19 protein-coding genes are annotated in these 15,546 nt (G+C 44.4%); all 19 read right to left on the bottom strand.

Features of this window, described 5'->3' with window-relative positions:
• Positions 1–21 precede the first annotated feature (21 nt).
• A complete protein-coding gene (gene atpD, locus HNQ84_RS08305) occupies positions 22–1,443 on the bottom strand; it encodes a F0F1 ATP synthase subunit beta (protein WP_183242474.1) in 1,422 nt (473 codons plus the stop codon).
• A 28-nt stretch (positions 1,444–1,471) separates the two neighbouring features.
• Positions 1,472–2,332: a F0F1 ATP synthase subunit gamma gene (locus HNQ84_RS08300; protein WP_183242476.1), complete on the bottom strand. Its 861-nt coding sequence runs from the start codon at positions 2,330–2,332 to the stop codon at positions 1,472–1,474.
• A 70-nt stretch (positions 2,333–2,402) separates the two neighbouring features.
• On the bottom strand, positions 2,403–3,917 hold the full coding sequence (gene atpA, locus HNQ84_RS08295; RefSeq protein ID WP_009360961.1) for a F0F1 ATP synthase subunit alpha: 1,515 nt from the start codon (positions 3,915–3,917) through the stop codon (positions 2,403–2,405).
• Positions 3,918–3,941: 24 nt separating this feature from the next.
• On the bottom strand, positions 3,942–4,478 hold the full coding sequence (locus HNQ84_RS08290) for a F0F1 ATP synthase subunit delta (protein ID WP_435621793.1): 537 nt from the start codon (positions 4,476–4,478) through the stop codon (positions 3,942–3,944).
• A complete protein-coding gene (gene atpF / locus HNQ84_RS08285; RefSeq protein ID WP_055440889.1) occupies positions 4,475–4,984 on the bottom strand; it encodes a F0F1 ATP synthase subunit B in 510 nt (169 codons plus the stop codon). The genes HNQ84_RS08290 and atpF overlap by 4 nt, the downstream gene beginning before the upstream one ends.
• A gap of 171 nt (positions 4,985–5,155) precedes the next feature.
• Positions 5,156–5,368 carry a F0F1 ATP synthase subunit C gene (atpE, locus tag HNQ84_RS08280; RefSeq protein ID WP_003253662.1) on the bottom strand — a complete coding sequence of 71 codons (213 nt, stop codon included), beginning with the start codon at positions 5,366–5,368 and terminating at the stop codon, positions 5,156–5,158.
• A gap of 50 nt (positions 5,369–5,418) precedes the next feature.
• Complete coding sequence (atpB, locus tag HNQ84_RS08275) at positions 5,419–6,129, bottom strand: F0F1 ATP synthase subunit A (RefSeq protein WP_006319877.1); 711 nt, start codon at positions 6,127–6,129, stop codon at positions 5,419–5,421.
• A gap of 6 nt (positions 6,130–6,135) precedes the next feature.
• Complete coding sequence (locus tag HNQ84_RS08270; RefSeq protein ID WP_435621792.1) at positions 6,136–6,513, bottom strand: ATP synthase subunit I; 378 nt, start codon at positions 6,511–6,513, stop codon at positions 6,136–6,138.
• Complete coding sequence (locus tag HNQ84_RS08265; protein ID WP_435621791.1) at positions 6,510–6,737, bottom strand: AtpZ/AtpI family protein; 228 nt, start codon at positions 6,735–6,737, stop codon at positions 6,510–6,512. The genes HNQ84_RS08270 and HNQ84_RS08265 overlap by 4 nt, the downstream gene beginning before the upstream one ends.
• A gap of 148 nt (positions 6,738–6,885) precedes the next feature.
• Positions 6,886–8,040 (bottom strand): non-hydrolyzing UDP-N-acetylglucosamine 2-epimerase, encoded by a 1,155-nt coding sequence (gene wecB, locus HNQ84_RS08260; RefSeq protein ID WP_435621790.1) that lies wholly within the window; start codon positions 8,038–8,040, stop codon positions 6,886–6,888.
• Between the two features lie 10 nt (positions 8,041–8,050).
• Positions 8,051–8,680: a uracil phosphoribosyltransferase gene (gene upp / locus HNQ84_RS08255; RefSeq protein WP_009360966.1), complete on the bottom strand. Its 630-nt coding sequence runs from the start codon at positions 8,678–8,680 to the stop codon at positions 8,051–8,053.
• A gap of 101 nt (positions 8,681–8,781) precedes the next feature.
• A complete protein-coding gene (gene glyA, locus HNQ84_RS08250; protein ID WP_435621789.1) occupies positions 8,782–10,017 on the bottom strand; it encodes a serine hydroxymethyltransferase in 1,236 nt (411 codons plus the stop codon).
• Between the two features lie 72 nt (positions 10,018–10,089).
• The gene (locus HNQ84_RS08245; protein WP_435621812.1) at positions 10,090–10,659 is read right to left on the bottom strand and encodes a TIGR01440 family protein; all 570 of its coding nucleotides are present in this window, start codon (positions 10,657–10,659) and stop codon (positions 10,090–10,092) included.
• Between the two features lie 22 nt (positions 10,660–10,681).
• On the bottom strand, positions 10,682–11,125 hold the full coding sequence (rpiB, locus tag HNQ84_RS08240; RefSeq protein WP_435621788.1) for a ribose 5-phosphate isomerase B: 444 nt from the start codon (positions 11,123–11,125) through the stop codon (positions 10,682–10,684).
• A gap of 88 nt (positions 11,126–11,213) precedes the next feature.
• Complete coding sequence (locus HNQ84_RS08235) at positions 11,214–12,503, bottom strand: methyl-accepting chemotaxis protein (RefSeq protein WP_183242490.1); 1,290 nt, start codon at positions 12,501–12,503, stop codon at positions 11,214–11,216.
• A 17-nt stretch (positions 12,504–12,520) separates the two neighbouring features.
• Positions 12,521–12,955, bottom strand: coding sequence for a low molecular weight protein arginine phosphatase (locus tag HNQ84_RS08230; protein ID WP_435621787.1), 435 nt, complete (start codon positions 12,953–12,955; stop codon positions 12,521–12,523).
• A gap of 104 nt (positions 12,956–13,059) precedes the next feature.
• Complete coding sequence (locus HNQ84_RS08225) at positions 13,060–13,605, bottom strand: manganese efflux pump MntP (RefSeq protein WP_183242494.1); 546 nt, start codon at positions 13,603–13,605, stop codon at positions 13,060–13,062.
• A gap of 61 nt (positions 13,606–13,666) precedes the next feature.
• Complete coding sequence (locus HNQ84_RS08220; protein WP_183242696.1) at positions 13,667–14,728, bottom strand: L-threonylcarbamoyladenylate synthase; 1,062 nt, start codon at positions 14,726–14,728, stop codon at positions 13,667–13,669.
• A gap of 149 nt (positions 14,729–14,877) precedes the next feature.
• A complete protein-coding gene (gene spoIIR, locus HNQ84_RS08215) occupies positions 14,878–15,510 on the bottom strand; it encodes a stage II sporulation protein R (RefSeq protein WP_435621786.1) in 633 nt (210 codons plus the stop codon).
• Between the last annotated feature and the right edge of the window lie 36 nt (positions 15,511–15,546).

Genomic DNA, 15,546 nt, shown 5'->3' with positions numbered 1-15,546 from the left:
AAAATCCTCCTCGGTCCCTTATTAAACTTCTACGCCCATTTTTCTCGCTTTTTCAACAACTTCTTCAATACGGCCGACTAAGCGGAACGCATCTTCTGGAAGATGGTCATATTTTCCTTCCAAAATTTCTTTAAAGCCACGAACTGTTTCTTTTACAGGAACATATGAACCTGGTTGTCCTGTAAACTGTTCAGCGACGTGGAAGTTTTGTGATAAGAAGAACTGAATGCGACGAGCGCGATGAACGACAAGTTTATCTTCTTCAGAAAGCTCATCCATACCAAGGATGGCAATAATATCTTGCAATTCTTTATAGCGTTGCAACGTTTGTTGTACTTTACGTGCAACTTGGTAATGCTCTTCCCCAACGATGTCAGGTGAAAGCGCACGAGATGTCGATGCGAGCGGGTCTACCGCTGGGTAAATACCCATCTCTGATAATTTACGCTCTAAGTTTGTTGTTGCGTCTAAGTGTGCGAACGTCGTCGCTGGTGCTGGGTCTGTGTAGTCGTCCGCTGGTACGTAAATCGCTTGGATCGACGTAACCGAACCGACAGCTGTTGATGTAATCCGCTCTTGTAATTGACCCATTTCTGTCGCAAGTGTCGGTTGGTAACCTACCGCCGAAGGCATGCGTCCTAATAACGCAGACACCTCTGAACCGGCTTGCGTGAAACGGAAAATGTTATCGATGAAGAACAATACGTCTTGTCCTTGCTCATCACGGAAATATTCCGCCATTGTTAATCCTGTTAATGCTACGCGCATACGTGCTCCAGGTGGCTCGTTCATCTGACCGAATACCATCGCTGTTTTGTTAATAACGCCAGAGTCTTTCATTTCATGATACAAGTCGTTTCCTTCACGCGTGCGCTCACCAACGCCAGCGAATACAGAAATACCACCGTGCTCTTGCGCGATGTTGTTAATTAATTCTTGGATTAAAACCGTTTTCCCTACACCTGCACCACCGAACAAACCAATTTTTCCACCTTTAATATAAGGGGCAAGAAGGTCAACAACTTTAATTCCTGTTTCAAGAATTTCAACTTGTGTTGAAAGTTGTTCAAATTTTGGTGCTGGACGGTGAATGGAGTCGCGACGAGCATCTTCTGGAATGTCTTCGCCTAAGTCAATTGGTTCTCCTAATACGTTAAATACGCGTCCGAGTGTAACTTCACCAACAGGAACTGAAATCGGTGCTCCTGTATCGATGACCTCCATACCACGCACTAATCCGTCTGTCGTTGACATCGCAATTGTGCGCACTGTGTCGTCCCCAAGGTGAAGGGCTACTTCTAACGTTAAGTCGATGTCGACTTCTTTTTCGCTACGCGCTTTATGTTTAATTTTTAGGGCGTTGTAAATCGCAGGTAAGTGTCCGTCTTCGAACTTGACGTCTACAACAGGACCCATAACTTGAATAACGCGTCCTTTTGCCATCGTTTTCCCTCCTAACTGCTAATCAACCTTATTGCAATGCGTTCGCTCCGGCCACAATCTCTGTAATTTCTTGCGTAATCGCTGCTTGGCGGGCACGGTTGTAAGAAAGCGTAAGTGTCCGAATCAATTCTTTTGCGTTGTCTGTTGCGTTTTTCATCGCTGTCATCCGCGCCGCATGCTCGCTCGCTTTCGCATCAAGCAACGCACCATAAATTAAGCTTTCAGCGTATTGTGGCAACAATACTTCTAAAATTTCTTCTTGTGACGGTTCAAATTCGTAAGTTGTCAACTTTTTATCAGAAGCTAAATCCGTTAAAGGCAATAGCTTTTTCTCCGTCACATCTTGTTGAATGGCGCTTACGAAATGGTTGTAAAACATGTACAGCTCGTCGAACGTACCATCTGCAAACATGTTTACTGTTTTGTTCGCAATTTCTTTAATGTCCGCAAATGTCGGCTGGTCCGGCAAACCGGTAATATGTAGAGCTACCGGGATATTGCGGCGTTTAAAGAAATTTAAACCGACGCGACCGATTGCAATAATCGCATACTCTTCTGCCGAACGGTGACGCTCTTGAATTGTTTGAAAAACGGTACGAAGCACGTTGCTATTGTAGGCGCCAGCTAAGCCACGATCCGATGTAATTACTAAATATCCCGTCTTTCTTACCGGGCGCTTTACGAGCATTGGATGAGAAGCGTCATTGCTACCGAGCGCAACGCTCGCCACAACTTCTTGAATTTTTTCCATATACGGTGTAAACGATCTTGCGTTATGCTCAGCACGGTTTAATTTCGATGCCGAGACCATTTCCATCGCTTTTGTAATTTGGCTCGTCTTTTTTGTCGTGTTAATGCGTGCTTTTATATCGCGTAACGATGCTCCCAAAGGTTTCACCACCTTTTTCGCTCAATTGTTGAAAGGGGACGGAACAGCTATGCTGTTCCGCTCACTTTTCTTACTCGGATACAACAAACGTCTTTTTGAACGCTTCAATCGCTTTGTTGAAGTCTTCTTCGTTTGGAAGATCGCCTGTTGTGCGAATATGTTCCATTAGTTTCTGACCGTTTTCGTCTTTATCTAACCACGCATGGAACTCTTTTTCAAAGCGGCGAATGTCTTCTACTGGAATGTCGTCTAAAAAGCCGCGTGTTAATGCGTAAATAATCGCTACTTGTTTTTCAACTGGTAGCGGCTCATGTAAACCTTGTTTCAATACTTCAACTGTGCGCGCACCGCGAGCAAGTTTTGCTTGTGTCGCTTTGTCAAGGTCTGAACCGAATTGTGCAAACGCCTCTAATTCGCGATATGCCGCTAAGTCAAGACGCAACGTACCTGATACTTTTTTCATCGCTTTAATTTGCGCTGCACCACCGACGCGCGATACAGAAAGACCGGCGTTAATCGCTGGACGCACGCCTGAGAAGAACAAATCAGACTGCAAGAAAATTTGTCCGTCCGTAATAGAAATGACGTTTGTTGGGATGTATGCTGAAATGTCGCCCGCTTGTGTTTCAACGAACGGCAACGCTGTTAATGAACCTGCACCTTTCGCATCGCTTAATTTTGCTGCGCGCTCAAGCAAGCGAGAATGCAAGTAGAATACGTCACCCGGATACGCTTCACGACCTGGTGGACGGCGTAATAATAACGAAAGCTCACGATACGCTGCCGCTTGTTTGGATAAATCATCGTATACAACAAGGACGTGTTGTCCTTTGTACATGAAGTATTCGCCCATCGTTACGCCCGCATATGGCGCTAGGAATAAAAGCGGAGCTGGTTGTGACGCAGATGCTGTAACGACGATTGTGTAATCTAATGCACCATATTTACGCAACGTTTCAACGACGTTACGAACGGTTGATTCTTTTTGTCCGATTGCGACATAAATACAAATCATGTTTTTACCTTTTTGGTTGATGATTGTATCTACCGCAACGGACGTTTTACCTGTTTGACGGTCCCCGATAATTAACTCACGTTGACCGCGACCGATTGGAACAAGCGCGTCAATCGCCTTAATTCCCGTTTGTAATGGCTCATGAACAGATTTACGATCCATAACACCAGGGGCTGGACTTTCAATCGGACGAGTTTCTGTCGTTTCAATTGGACCAAGTCCGTCTACCGGTTGTCCTAGTGGATTGACGACACGACCGATTAACGCTTCACCGACTGGCACTTCCATAATGCGACCTGTGCGACGTACTTCATCGCCTTCTTTAATACCTGTGTACGGCCCTAAAATAACGATACCGACGTTGTTTTCTTCTAAGTTTAGCGCCAATCCCATGACGCCGTTGGCAAACTCAACAAGCTCTCCTGACATAACGTTGTCGAGGCCATGAGCACGAGCGATTCCGTCACCGACTTGAATGACTGTACCGACATCGCTCACTTCGATTTCAGACTGATAGTTTTCAATTTGCTTTTTTATCAGCGCGCTAATTTCTTCCGCTTTGATGCTCATGCATTTCACCCCTATCTATAAATGTTAGCGAGTTAACTGTCGCTGTAATCTTGCTAATTTTCCGCTGACGCTTCCGTCGAAAATGCGGTTTCCGATGCGCACTTTGACGCCACCGATCACATCTTTATCGATGATGTTCGTGATGCGAAGCGTATCGACGCCGACTTTTTTCGCAAACACATCTGCAAGCGCATTCGTTTCATGTTCCGTTAACGGACGAGCGGAATAAACGATCGCCTCGGCTACACCGCGCGCCTCATTCGCTAGCGCAATAAACGCATCAGCTAAATCGTTGACGATATCGATGCGATGGCGATCTAAAAGCAACATGAGCGTATGTTGCAATACCGTCGAAATGTTTGCAAATGCTTCTTGAACGAGCGCTTTCTTTTTCGCTAGTGCAATTTTCGGATGATTTAACACAGAAAGAAGCGCTTCATTTTGTGCAAACACTTGTTTGACGACGCGAAGTTCTTGTTCGAGCTGATCAAGAAGCTGTTGTTCTTTCGCAATTTCAAAAAGTGCCGACGCATATCGTTTCGCTACGACTTGTTTGTTCATCGGCTTTCTCCTACCTCTTGAATGTACTCGTTAATCAGCTTCGCTTGATCTTGTTCGCTCAACTCTTTCTCAATAACCTTTGATGCAATAAGTACGGATAACGAAGCAACTTGTTGGCGCAACGCTGCCATCGCTTGTTCTTTTTCTTGTGCGATTTCTTTTTTCGCTGCTTCTTTTAGGCGCTCTGCTTCCTGGCGAGCGGCTTGAATGATTTGTTCTTTTTGTTCTTCACCAAGCTTGCGAGCTTCTTCAATCAGTGCTTGCGCTTCTTGGCGTGATTTTTTCATTAATTCGCGTTGCTCTTCTGCAAGCTTTTTCGCTTCTTGATGATGCTTTTCTGCTTGCTCAATTTCGTTCGCAATATGCTCTTCGCGTTGTTTCATGACGCCCATTAACGGACCGAACGCATATTTACGAAGCAAGAACATGAGCAAGAGGAACATGATTAATTGAAATAAGATGTCGCCGCCGTTGAACCCATGTCCACCAGCACCTAATACAAACATGTTTACCACCGCGCGTTTCACTCCCTTCAAAAATCGCCCGAATTATCGATCGGAACGTGTGCGTACGAACATAAAGGAATGGCGAAGGTTCTCATGGAATGATCTTCGCCATTGTTGAACGAGTTTCGTTTCCGTATGCAGTTATAGCTCGTTTCGAACGAGCGCTCAGTTCTAGCGACCTTGAACCATGAACGCGATAACGACCGCGATGATTGGGATCGCTTCGACTAACGCTACCCCGATGAACATTGTTGTTTGTAACATACCGCGCGCCTCTGGTTGACGTGCAATTCCTTCCACTGTACGAGATACGATTAAACCGTTACCAATACCAGCACCAAGTGCCGCTAAACCAATTGCAATTGCAGCTGCTAATACACCCATTTGAAAAGTCCTCCTTCAATTTTTTATGTTGAAATGAATGTGTATGAAAATTAATGGTCATGACTCACTTTGTGCGCCATATAAACCATTGTTAACATCGTGAAGATGAACGCTTGGATCGCGCCGACGAAAATACTAAATCCTTGCCATGCGATCGTTGGAATGATCGCCGCAATCGTTCCGCCGACTCCTGTCGCTAAACTTCCCGCCAAGAGCGCTAACAAAATTTCACCCGCAAAAATGTTTCCGTATAGACGGAGACCGAGCGTTAATGTGTTTGCAAACTCTTCAATAATTTTTAGCGGGAATAAAATTGGCATCGGGCTAACGAACCCTTTTGCATATTCTTTGAAACCGTTAAGTTTGATGCCGTAGTAATGCGATAACGCCACAACCATCGTTGCCAACGTTAACGTCACAACCGGGTCAGCTGTTGGGGATTTCCACCATAACTTGTTATCAATGACGACTGAAAATGGTAGACCGAGCATATTCGCTACAAAAATGTACATGATGAGCGTCATCCCAAGCATATGAAAGCGTCCACCTGTTTTCCAATCCATATTGCTTTTAATAATGCCTTTGACAAAATCCATGACCCATTCAAGGAAGTTTTGCATTCCCGTTGGCTTCATCGCTAAGTTGCGTGTTGCTAATACGGCAATGACAAACACAATGACGGATGTAACCGTAATCATTAATACGTTGGCCAAGTTAAATGTTAAGCCAAACAACGTGTATAAAGGAGCTTCGTGATGCATCTGTACTCACCTCTCTTCCCCTTTTGGTTTTTGGAAAAAGAAATCTATTATAATGACAATATAAGATGTCATTAATCCCAATACGATCCATCCAACAGAAAATTGATCTGGCCAGCGAAAAGCAATGAAAACAGCCAAGGCAGCCGCAGCCATACGTGACATCATGCCAAGCGAGCGCGCTTTTTGGCCAGACGCAACCGCTTGTCCAAATCGTTCAACTTTCCGCACCATTGTCCAACCATTATATAGGCTGATGACCGTTCCGAGAAACAAACTTGAAAACGCTTGCGAATAAGGTGTAAATGACCAACCAAGCACGTAAACCGCCAGCAAATATAGTATGTATGACTTGTGACGCCGCCAATGTTGCTGTAGCTCGTTCATTTTTCCTCTCCTGAAAAAAATGAGCGAATGAGGCGAATCGTTGCATAAACACCGGCCGACAAGCCAAGAAGCAAACCAATGACTAAAAAAAGCGGTTCGGTGCCAAATCGTTCATCGACAAAACGCCCTCCGAAAATCCCAACTAAAACAGAGCCGACAAGTTGGGAAGATATCGCCGTCATCAAACCGATCGCTCGAAACGGATGGCGCTCATGTTGTCGCATACGAAAGCCTCACTTTTCATTTTCAGAATTTACTGTATTTTTAAAAAGGTTATCCTTATCCCTTTGTAAGCATACAATAGTGAAAACGTGATGTCAATGCGTTCGGTCACAAAAAGTGGGAAAATTTTTGGCAAAGAAAAGGGATGCGTCATGACATCCCTTTTTCATGTTGAAATGGCGTTGGCGGAACATCGCTTTGTTTGAAATAGTAGCGAATCGCTTCGACAATCCGCTTCGATGCCCATCCATCACCGTACGGATTTGACGCTTTTGCCATTTGGTCATATGCTTTTTCATCTGTTAATAGTTCACTTGCTAGCGTGTAAATCGTTTGTTCATCCGTTCCAGCTAACTTGAGCGTTCCTGCTTCGATGCCTTCAGGGCGCTCCGTCGTATCGCGCAATACGAGAACAGGCACACCAAGTGAAGGGGCTTCCTCTTGTACACCGCCTGAATCTGTTAGAATGATGTGCGCTCTCGCTGCGAAATTGTGGAAATCAATAACATCTAACGGCTCAATTAAATGAATGCGTCCATCATTTCCTAATATGTCGTTCGCTAACTCGCGCACGACAGGATTTAAATGGACAGGATAAACGACTTGCACATCATCATAATCTTCCACAAGCCTTTTGACCGCACGGAACATATTTCGCATCGGATCGCCAAGGTTTTCACGGCGGTGTGCTGTCAATAAAATCATACGGCTTCCCGCTATCTTTTCTAAAATCGGATGCGTATACGCTTCACGCACCGTCGTTTTTAACGCATCAATCGCCGTGTTACCTGTAATGAAAATGGCGTGCTCTGGCTTATTTTCTGCACGTAAATTTTCCGCTGCTTTCGCGGTTGGAGCAAAATGCAAGTCAGCTAATACCCCCGTCAATTGTCGATTCATTTCTTCTGGAAACGGCGAGTACTTATTCCACGTTCGAAGTCCTGCTTCCACATGCCCGACGGCAATTTGGTTATAAAACGCTGCCAGACTAGCGACAAATGTCGTTGTTGTGTCGCCATGGACAAGAACGATGTCTGGTTTTACTTTTTTCATGACCTCGTCTAAGCCAGCAAGCGCCCTTGTCGTAATATCAACAAGCGTTTGACGCTCTTTCATAATGTTTAAATCGTAATGTGGCTGAATACCAAAAATATCAAGTACTTGATCAAGCATTTGACGATGTTGTGCTGTGACAGTCACAATTGACTCAATATCTTCATATTTTTGCAATTCTAACACGAGCGGTGCCATTTTAATCGCTTCCGGTCTCGTACCGAAAATGGTCATGACTTTTCGTCTATTCATCGTGCCCACCTTACTTCGTTCCAAATAGACGATCTCCAGCATCACCAAGACCCGGTACAATATAGCCGTGATCGTTCAATTTTTCGTCTAATGCGGCAATGTAAATATCAACATCTGGATGGGCCTGTTGCACGGCCTCTACCCCTTCTGGTGCAGCGATTAAACACATAAACTTAATGTTTTTCGCGCCGCGTTTTTTCAGCGCATGAATCGCCTCAACAGCTGAACCACCTGTCGCAAGCATCGGATCGACGACAATGAAGTCGCGCTCTTCGACATCAGTCGGAAGCTTTACATAATATTCAACAGGTTTTAACGTCTCTGGGTCGCGATATAAACCGATATGTCCGACCTTTGCCGCTGGAATGAGCTTTAAAATGCCGTCCACCATTCCGATCCCTGCTCGTAAAATCGGGATGATCCCTAGTTTTTTGCCTGCGATCACTTTCGCTTTCGCTTTGCTGACAGGTGTTTCAATTTCAACTTCTTGAAGTGGCAAGTCGCGTGTAATTTCAAATGCCATGAGCGTCGCCACTTCTTCAACAAGCTCGCGAAACTCTTTTGTTCCTGTATGTTTGTCGCGAATGTATGTAAGCTTATGTTGAATTAACGGATGATCAAATACGTACACTTTACTCATGTCAGTCGCCCCTTTTTGTAATATGCATTCTTGTAAATTTTACATAAAAACAACGGATGATTCAACTGAAGAAAAGGTGCCCCAGTCCGGGACACCTATCATTATGCATACAATGGGAATTTTTCAGTTAACGCAGCCACACGACGGCGCGCTTCGTCTAATTTTTGCTCGTCATCTTTATGTTTGAGCGCAAGCGAAATGATGCGCGCAATTTCATCCATTTCTTCGAGTCCAAAGCCACGGCTCGTTACTGCTGCTGTACCGATGCGAATACCGCTTGTGACAAACGGGCTTTCCGGGTCATATGGAATCGTATTTTTATTGACTGTAATACCGATTTCATCAAGCACTTTTTCAGCCACTTTTCCTGTTAATCCGATTGAACGAAGGTCAATTAATAATAAATGATTGTCTGTTCCACCTGAAATAAGTGTAAAACCTTCTGCCACTAGCGCTTCCGCTAGACGTTTCGCATTGTTCACAATGTTTTGCGCATATGTTTTGAAATCGTCTTGTAACGCCTCACCGAGCGCAACGGCTTTTGCAGCGATGACATGCATGAGCGGGCCGCCTTGAATACCTGGGAAAATCGCTTTATCAATTTGTTTGGCGAACTGCTCTTGGCATAAAATCATGCCCCCGCGCGGACCGCGCAGCGTTTTATGCGTCGTTGTCGTGACAAAATGTGCATACGGAACAGGATTCGGATGCAAACCTGCCGCCACAAGCCCTGCGATATGCGCCATATCAACCATGAAATAAGCGCCTACTTCATCAGCGATTTCACGAAACTTCGCAAAGTCAATCGTGCGAGGATATGCACTTGCCCCAGCAACGATCAATTTCGGTTTATGTTTTAATGCTTTTTCGCGAACATCGTCGTAATTGATGCGGTGCGTCTCTGGATCAACGCCGTACTCGATGAAATTGTATTGAATACCACTGAAGTTCACCGGGCTTCCATGTGTTAAATGTCCCCCGTGTGATAAATTCATGCCAAGTACAGTATCCCCATGCTCCAAAATCGTAAAATATACCGCCATGTTCGCTTGTGCCCCAGAATGCGGCTGAACATTTACATGCTCCGCTCCGAACAATTGTTTTGCACGTTCGCGCGCAAGCTCCTCAACGACGTCAACATGTTCACAACCACCGTAATATCGACGTCCCGGGTATCCTTCCGCATACTTGTTTGTTAATACGGATCCTTGTGCTTCCATCACGGCTTCACTAACGAAGTTTTCCGATGCAATTAACTCAATTTTCGTTTGTTGTCGTTTCAATTCATCTTGAATAGCTTGAAATACTTGTGGATCTTGCTGTGACAAGCGACTCATTGACAATCCTCCCCTAAATTGTGAATATTCTTTTTTATCTTAACACATTTTCAAATGAAAAAGTGAACAAAATTAACCGAGTGAACATGATTTGTTCGCCTTTTCTTGTGAATAGACGGCACGCTCGCCCCCGATCAGTTTCGGTCTCGTTTTCGCAAATGTAATGGTCGCATGCCCAATTTGCTTAATCGATGTGCGAACAGGAACCGCAACATGTTTCAAATGCATACCGATTAATGTAGCGCCAATATCAATCCCCGCATCTGCACGAATATGTTCAACGACGACAGGGTCATCTAGCTGCGTATATGCATATGCTGCCATCGCTCCTCCTGCGTTGCGAACGGGAATAACGCTCACGATTTCAAGCTGCTTTGTCATTGCTGTTTTTCGCTCGACAACTAATGCTCGGTTTAAATGTTCACAACATTGAAATGCAAGTTGCACACCCGTCTCATCGTGCCACCGTTTTAGCTCTTGAAACAACATCGCCGCCACGTCCATCGTGCCTGCCGTCCCAATTTTTTCCCCAATGACTTCACTTGTACTACATCCAACGACGATAACATCTTTTTCCGTCAGTAATACTTGGGCACGAAACTCAGCAAGCGCCTTTTGCCATTGACTACGCCATTGTTCCATGTCCGTCACGACAATCCCACCTTTATTGCTCGTTTTCATAAGCCGAAATTTTTTGAATGCGTTTTTCGTGACGGCCTCCTTCAAATGAGGTTGTCAGCCATACTTTTACAATTTCGCGCGCCAGTCCTGGTCCGATGACGCGCTCGCCCATTGCTAATATATTGCTGTCGTTATGCTCGCGCGTTGCTTTCGCACTAAATACGTCATGAACGAGCGCACAACGAATACCTTTCACTTTATTTGCAGCAATGCTCATTCCAATGCCTGTCCCACAAATTAAAATGCCGCGGTCAAACTCACCGCTCGCTACTTTCTCTGCGACCGGCAACGCGTAATCTGGATAATCGACCGACGCTTCACATTCACATCCAAAATCTGTATATTCAATCCCCATTTCATCCATTAGCTGTTTTATTTCCTCACGAATACGAATACCACCATGGTCTGATGCAATTGCTACTTTCACGTTTGAACCCCTCCTCAATCGTTGTAAAGAAAAAACCGTCTCTTTTCATTTTAACGGGTCGAGACGGTCTTTTCATCATTTATTATGCTTATAAACGAAAACGAGCAATCGTTTGTTTTAATTTTTCTGCTTGTTCTCCAAGTTCCATTGCTAGTTCACGCACGCTCTCGATAACGGCTGTTTGCTCTTGTGTCGCTGCTGTCACTTCTTCCGCCCCAGCGGATGTTTGCTCGGCAATAGCAGCCACCTCTTGCGATTGAACAGATGTTTGTTGAATGTATTTCGTTTGTTCATCAACAAGTTGAGCAATTTGTTTCACGGCATCTGCTACTTCATGAATGGATGCGCTCATATGGGAAATGGCTTCATTTGTTTCGTTTCCTTTTTTCGCTTCGTCATTTGCTTTGTTCACTTGTTCTGTAATTTGGTTAACGACGTTGGCTACTTCATGTTGAATGTTTTGAACGAGCTCTGAAATGCCTTGTACCGCCTTGGCACTTTCATCCGCTAGCTTTCTTACTTCTTCTGCAACGACAGCAAAACCTTTGCCATGCTCACCAGCACGCGCTGCCTCGATTGAAGCATTTAACGCTAATAAATTCGTCTGCCCTGCAATATCCCCAACAAGCGAAATAATTTGTCCAACTTCTTTCGCATGATCTTCTAAACGTCGCACCACATGTAGCGATGCCTCGTTGTTTTTCGCTAATTGTTGAATACCAGCGATAAGCGAGCCGATGACGCGACGGCTTTCTTCGAGCTTCGCTACCATCTCAGTCGATAGCTTTTCAGACTGCATCGCTTTTTGTTGTACATTTCCTGCGATCGCTAATACATCTTCTACCGCTTCGGCTGTCGTTTGCATCGCAACAGCGGAATTATCCGCCCCTTTTGAAATTTCATCAATCGTGCGCGCAATGTTTTCCGCTTGTTCTGCAGCGATGCGGGACACATTTGTCATCTCTACTACTTTTTCATTCGTATGTGCAAAATTTTGTTGAATACTTTGTACCATTTCCCGCAAACTGCGCAACATATCGTTAAACGCAAGCGCAAGCGAACGAATTTCATCATCTGACTTTGGTACAGGTACATCTTGTCCGATTTCACCTTTTGCTGCTTTTAATGCAGCTTGTTCAAGTTGAGAAAGCGGTTTCGTAATGAAACGTGCCGCATAATATGCCAATACACCAGACCAAAAAATACCGAGCAACAGCGTCAAAATGGTAAACGTATTTTCACTAAACGGAAGCCACGGTTTGACATAGTCGTAAAGCACATAAATGTAAAAGGCGCTTGTTGAATACGTAATGATTGCTAATACAGTTGTAAAAATGGCTAACTTCTTTTGTAAGCTAAATGTATATTTTCCCCCCATCGTATATCCCCCCTGCTTTATAGCTTTTCATGTAGCTTTTCGATTGCTTGTTCGAGCTCATCGCGCGTTTGGCGATACACATCAATCGAGCCACCAAATGGATCAATAACATCTTTATCGTCACCAAGAAATTCGTTTAACGTATACGTTTTTCCTTCTGCCTCTGGAAAACGCGCTAACACATGTTGCTTATGACTTTCGGTCATCGTTAATACGTATGTCGCCCAGTCAATATGTTCTTTCGTTAACAACGAAGCGCGATGATCGATGTCGATTCCTTTTTCAGCAAGCACTGCTTTCGCATGTTGTGATGCTTCGCTCCCATCAAACGCAAAAACTCCAGCCGACCTCACTTGCACGTGCGGGAGTTGTTTATGCTTGAGTAGTGCCTCCGCCATCGGACTTCGACACGTATTTCCTGTGCATACAAACAAAACGTTCGTTTGACTCACTATTCACACCTCTCATCATTTCCCACATGTTTACTATTATTATAAAGCAAACCGTAGGACAAAATATAGACTAAACAAAAGAAAAAGAACTGGAATCCCCCAGCTCACAAAGGAAATAATAGTTTACATGCAAATAAAAGTAAAATAGTACCACCTAACGCCTCGCTATATGTACCTAACCAACGTTGAAAACGGCGTCCAAGAAGCAATCCCATCCATGTTAACACCATGCTCGTCAATCCGAATGCAATCACCGCAAATACGACTTCTACTCCGTAAATGCCTAAACTTAATCCAACAGAAAAACTGTCGAGGCTAACGCTAAATGCAAATAAAAACAAACCGATGCCAACAGGCCTCAACCAACGTTCTTGTTCATGACGAAAAGAAGCGACAACCATTTGCACACCAAGAATAAACAATAATACTCCCCCGATATATGTCGCCATATGACCAAGCTGAACAGATAACAATCGACCGATCACTATCCCAGCTAAAGGCATGACAATATGAAAAAAACCTACCGTTAATCCAATGTAGGCAATTTGCTTCAAACGAAGCTGAAGCAAACCCATACCAAGGCTGACTGAAAATGCATCCATCCCCAACGCAAATGCCATCATCGCTAATGTGATCATTTCCCCAATCATACAAAGCCTCCTTAGGACGTGCCTTCACGTTAACATATGCACACCCTAAGGAGTTTAGACATCATTTTTCCATGATTTGTTCATGACCTGCCGCTTTTAATAAACGATTCATAATGGCTACACCGATTCCTTCATACGGAAACGATTCGCTATAAATGATATCAACATTTGTTTCATCAAACGCTCGCAGTACATCATATAGTTGTTGAGCAACGGTCCGTAAATCGTTCCGTCGTCCACAAGGAATGACAACGTCAGATTCATATGTGTGACGTCGTTCTTCCGTCGTCAACACCCCTACTCTTAAGCCGTTGGCACGCTTTTCATTCACAAGTTGTTGCAAAAAGGCCGAAGAACCGTTCACGACAATTAACGGCGCTTTCGGAGCATAATGCGTATATTTCATCCCCGGAGATTTCGGCACCGCTTCTTTTTCCACAAGCGCACGATCGATATCCACAACACCGATCACTTGTTCAATGTCCTCTTTTGTTACGCCACCCGGTCGTAAAATCGTTGGGATCGCTGTCGTGCAGTCAATAACCGTCGATTCAACCCCAACTCCTGTCGCCCCTCCATCGACAATGGCCGCAATGCGTCCATCTAAATCATCAAGCACATGTTTAGCCGTTGTCGGACTTGGTCTTCCGGAACGATTCGCACTTGGTGCAGCAATAGGCAGGCCGCTTGCCTGAATGAGCGCAAGAGCGATCGGATGATTCGGCATGCGCACCGCCACCGTATTTAACCCTGCAGTAACGCGCGAGGAGACCGCTTCTTTTTTTGGAAGGACGAGTGTCAACGGACCAGGCCAAAAATGCTCTATCAATGTGGATGCAACAGGAGGAATGTCGCAAGCAATATCGTGCAATTGTTCTGTCGTTGCAATGTGGACAATGAGTGGATTATCACTCGGTCTTCCTTTCGCTACAAAAATGTTTTCCACAGCTGCTGTGGACATCGCGTTCGCACCAAGACCATACACCGTTTCTGTCGGAAATGCGACAAGCTCACCTCGCTGTAAATACGACGCTGCCTGTATAATTTGTGGACAACTGTTTAAGTCATCCACATTTTTATCCACAAAAAACACATGTGTTTTCAACGTTTTCACCTCATACATATTCAAGTTGCTTGTTTGTTTATCGACATCTGACAAGCATTTTACAGCCATTTCTTCCATGAGTATAAAAGATTCATACAAAATACTCAATAATTGTCCACAAATTGTGGATATGTTTTTCTTTTTTGTTGATAATTTTGTGGATATATTTATTGCATGAGCTTTTTCCATACTTCCGCAACGAAAAATTTCACTTCTATTTGCTGTTCATCCTCGACAACAAGCGGTTGTTCACTTATTTGATCGACTTGTTTCCCTTGTTCAACTTGTTTTTCTACAGAACGAACGGCTTCACCTGTGGAAAAGTCGAGAAAACAGAGCGGTGGGAATAAAACGCACCACCAATTCGCTCCTTCACCTTTGCCGAGCGTAATTAATACGGCATCGTACTCACCTGCTGGATATACGTATGAGCCGTATATTTTCGTTGGAAATGATACACGTCCAAACGTCACTTTGTAAGACTGATCGCTCTTCTTCTCATGAAGAACGCGAGCGACCGTTTGTTCAATGTCTGGCACATGTTGGGCAATAACCTGCTTTGCTTCTTCAAATGATGTTAGGTCGCTTACCCATGTCGTAATTTGTTCATTGACCGCATCGCGAACGGCGCGCTTTAACGCTTGGTCATCTGGCGAATCGCTATTCGCTAAAATGCGCAACCGTACCGCTTCATTTGGAATGACGACATCTCCTTGCGCTTCGGTTTGTTGACCGTATATTGTAATAATCGCACCGATCATAATCATTGTTATATATAAAATAATCACGTATTTATTCATCGTTTATCTCCCCTTTCTTGTTATGCAGTGTAACCA

Origin of the sequence: Anoxybacillus eryuanensis (assembly GCF_051200995.1) — a bacterium.
In the GTDB taxonomy this organism is placed as follows: Bacteria; Bacillota; Bacilli; order Bacillales; family Anoxybacillaceae; genus Anoxybacillus; species Anoxybacillus tengchongensis.
The sequence above is the reverse complement of the archived record's forward strand: the minus strand, read 5'-3'. Positions and strand labels throughout refer to the sequence as shown.

What these genes read in the sequence shown, in the direction of transcription:
- wecB (WP_435621790.1), bottom strand. Translation starts at nt 8,040, where the DNA reads ATGAATAGACGAAAAGTCATGACCATTTTCGGTACGAGACCGGAAGCG.
- atpE (WP_003253662.1), bottom strand. Translation starts at nt 5,368, where the DNA reads ATGGGTGTATTAGCAGCTGCAATTGCAATTGGTTTAGCGGCACTTGGT.
- HNQ84_RS08235 (WP_183242490.1), bottom strand. Translation starts at nt 12,503, where the DNA reads ATGGGGGGAAAATATACATTTAGCTTACAAAAGAAGTTAGCCATTTTT.
- HNQ84_RS08270 (WP_435621792.1), bottom strand. Translation starts at nt 6,513, where the DNA reads ATGAACGAGCTACAGCAACATTGGCGGCGTCACAAGTCATACATACTA.
- HNQ84_RS08225 (WP_183242494.1), bottom strand. Translation starts at nt 13,605, where the DNA reads ATGATTGGGGAAATGATCACATTAGCGATGATGGCATTTGCGTTGGGG.
- spoIIR (WP_435621786.1), bottom strand. Translation starts at nt 15,510, where the DNA reads ATGAATAAATACGTGATTATTTTATATATAACAATGATTATGATCGGT.
- atpF (WP_055440889.1), bottom strand. Translation starts at nt 4,984, where the DNA reads ATGTTTGTATTAGGTGCTGGTGGACATGGGTTCAACGGCGGCGACATC.
- HNQ84_RS08265 (WP_435621791.1), bottom strand. Translation starts at nt 6,737, where the DNA reads ATGCGACAACATGAGCGCCATCCGTTTCGAGCGATCGGTTTGATGACG.
- HNQ84_RS08245 (WP_435621812.1), bottom strand. Translation starts at nt 10,659, where the DNA reads ATGGAACAATGGCGTAGTCAATGGCAAAAGGCGCTTGCTGAGTTTCGT.
- upp (WP_009360966.1), bottom strand. Translation starts at nt 8,680, where the DNA reads ATGAGTAAAGTGTACGTATTTGATCATCCGTTAATTCAACATAAGCTT.
- HNQ84_RS08290 (WP_435621793.1), bottom strand. Translation starts at nt 4,478, where the DNA reads ATGAACAAACAAGTCGTAGCGAAACGATATGCGTCGGCACTTTTTGAA.
- atpB (WP_006319877.1), bottom strand. Translation starts at nt 6,129, where the DNA reads ATGCATCACGAAGCTCCTTTATACACGTTGTTTGGCTTAACATTTAAC.
- HNQ84_RS08220 (WP_183242696.1), bottom strand. Translation starts at nt 14,728, where the DNA reads ATGTATGAGGTGAAAACGTTGAAAACACATGTGTTTTTTGTGGATAAA.
- atpA (WP_009360961.1), bottom strand. Translation starts at nt 3,917, where the DNA reads ATGAGCATCAAAGCGGAAGAAATTAGCGCGCTGATAAAAAAGCAAATT.
- glyA (WP_435621789.1), bottom strand. Translation starts at nt 10,017, where the DNA reads ATGAGTCGCTTGTCACAGCAAGATCCACAAGTATTTCAAGCTATTCAA.
- atpD (WP_183242474.1), bottom strand. Translation starts at nt 1,443, where the DNA reads ATGGCAAAAGGACGCGTTATTCAAGTTATGGGTCCTGTTGTAGACGTC.